Here is a 2,007-nt window from a genome sequence, read left to right on the forward strand (position 1 = left end):
CTCGATGAAATCTCGATTCCGACGCTCATCGCGCACGGAACCGCGGACCGCGTGCTTCCGGTCGAAAACGGGGACCTGCTCGCGGAACTGCTTCCGAACGCCGAACTCGAACTGATCGACGGCGGCCCACACCTCTTCTTCATCGAACAGGCCGATGCGGTAAACGAACGACTCCGTACTTTCATCGACGATGCCTGATCACTCCACACGACCGTACGACTGGGTCGGCGCGTGGAGCAAAAAACGGGCGCAACTCTCACCCGAACGGGTCGGGTTGGTGGACGCCACGACGGGCCAGCGCTACACCTATCGGGAACTCGACCGCCGGGCGAACCGAACCGCTCGTCTGCTCCGCGAGCACGGGGTCGAAAATGGGGAACGTGTCGCCGCTATCTCCCGAAACCGGCCGGAGCTCATCGACTGTTTCTTCGGCACGGGGAAGACCGGCGGCGTACTCGCGCCGCTCTCACACCGCCTCGCGGCGGGCGAACTGGTCCAGATGCTGAACGACGTGGACCCGGAACTGCTCGTCGTGGAGGAACCGTTTTCGACCCTCGCGGGCGACGTGCTCGCACACGACGACCGCGAGTTCGAGAGTTCGGTACTCCGTCTACCGACAAGCGATTCGGACTCGTTCGGCGAGTCCGAATCGCAGGTTTTGGAGGCCAAATCGTGGAATTCGGCGCTTCCGGCGGACGACTCGCCGGTCGAGACGGCGTCGCTGTCGATGGACGACCCGCACCTCTTCCTGCATACGGGCGGTTCGACGGGGGTCCCGAAGGAGACGGTCATCACGCACGGTTCCATCGTTTGGAACTCGTTCAACACGATCACGGCGTGGGGGCTTCGCCCGGAGGACGTGACGCCGATGGTGTTCCCGCTGTTCCACACTGGCGGGTGGAACGTGCTGACGGTTCCACTGTTCCACCTCGGCGCGCTGGTCGTCATCGCCCGCGAGTTCGACCCCGAATCCGTCCTCCGGATGGTCGAATCCGAGGGTGCGACGGTTCTCGTCGCGGTGCCCGCCGTCCTGCGGATGATGTGCCGTCACGATGAGTGGGAGGATACCGACCTCTCGACGCTCCGCTTTGCCAAGAGCGGCGGCGGCCCGTGTCGCCATTCCGTGATGGAAGCGTGGTGGGACCGCGGCGTCGAACTCTCGCAGGGCTACGGCCTCACGGAGTGTGGCCCGAACAACTTCACCCTGCCCGACGGGTGGCCCCACGAGAAATCCGACAGCGTGGGCGTCCCGGCGATGCACGTCGATGCCCGCGTCGTGGATGACGACGGCGAACCCCTCACCGGCGAAATCGGAGAACTCGAACTCGCCTCGCCCCACGCCGCCGACCGCTACTGGAAGAATTCCGAGGAGAGTGCGGAGACGTTCGGAACCAGCATGGAAGACGAGCGGAGTGAGTCTTCCGGCGACTGGGTTTCGACGGGAGACCTCGCGCGCGTGGACGACGAGGGGTACGTCTACATCGAAGGCCGGAAGAAGAACATGTACGTCAGCGGCGGCGAGAACGTCTATCCCGCCGAAATCGAGGACGTCATCGCCGACCATCCGAAGGTCGAGGAGGTCGTCGTCATCGGCGTCCCCGACGAGAAGTGGGGACAGGTCGGGAAGGCCGTCGTTCAGGGAGACGAGTCGCTCACGCTTTCGGACGTGGAGGAATTCCTAGACGGTAAACTCGCCCGGTTCAAGCGCCCGCGCCATCTCGCGTTCGTCGATGAAATGCCGATGTCCGGACCGTCGAAGATCGATAGGGAAGCGGTGAAAACGGAGTTCGGTGAGGCTGAGTAACCGTCGCCTTTCTGCGGCGGGATAGGCAGAAACACTCCGATTCGTTGTTTAAACCGGGCAAGCGAGGAGTTGGAGACGCGGCTGGTCGTGGAGGGTGCCGACAGAAACGAACTCGAACACGGATTGCAGGCGCTCCGCGAACACGACAACATGCACGGCTGTTCGCTGCTGTCGAAGCGGGACAACGTCGCGCACATCCGTAC

The 2,007-nt window shown here is 63.7% G+C and carries 2 protein-coding genes; both read left to right on the top strand.

The window, feature by feature from the left end:
* Nucleotides 1-198 (top strand): alpha/beta fold hydrolase (locus WBV42_RS04660; protein WP_423984996.1); only part of this gene is annotated, 198 nt, incomplete at its 5' end.
* A complete protein-coding gene (locus WBV42_RS04665; protein ID WP_423984997.1) occupies nt 191-1,804 on the top strand; it encodes an AMP-binding protein in 1,614 nt (537 codons plus the stop codon). The genes WBV42_RS04660 and WBV42_RS04665, both read left to right, overlap by 8 nt.
* The last annotated feature ends 203 nt before the right edge of the window (nt 1,805-2,007 follow it).

This window comes from Haladaptatus sp. (genome assembly GCF_049589095.1).
Classification (GTDB): domain Archaea; phylum Halobacteriota; class Halobacteria; order Halobacteriales; family Haladaptataceae; genus Haladaptatus.

What these genes read in the sequence shown, in the direction of transcription:
- WBV42_RS04665 (WP_423984997.1), top strand. Translation starts at nt 191, where the DNA reads ATGCCTGATCACTCCACACGACCGTACGACTGGGTCGGCGCGTGGAGC.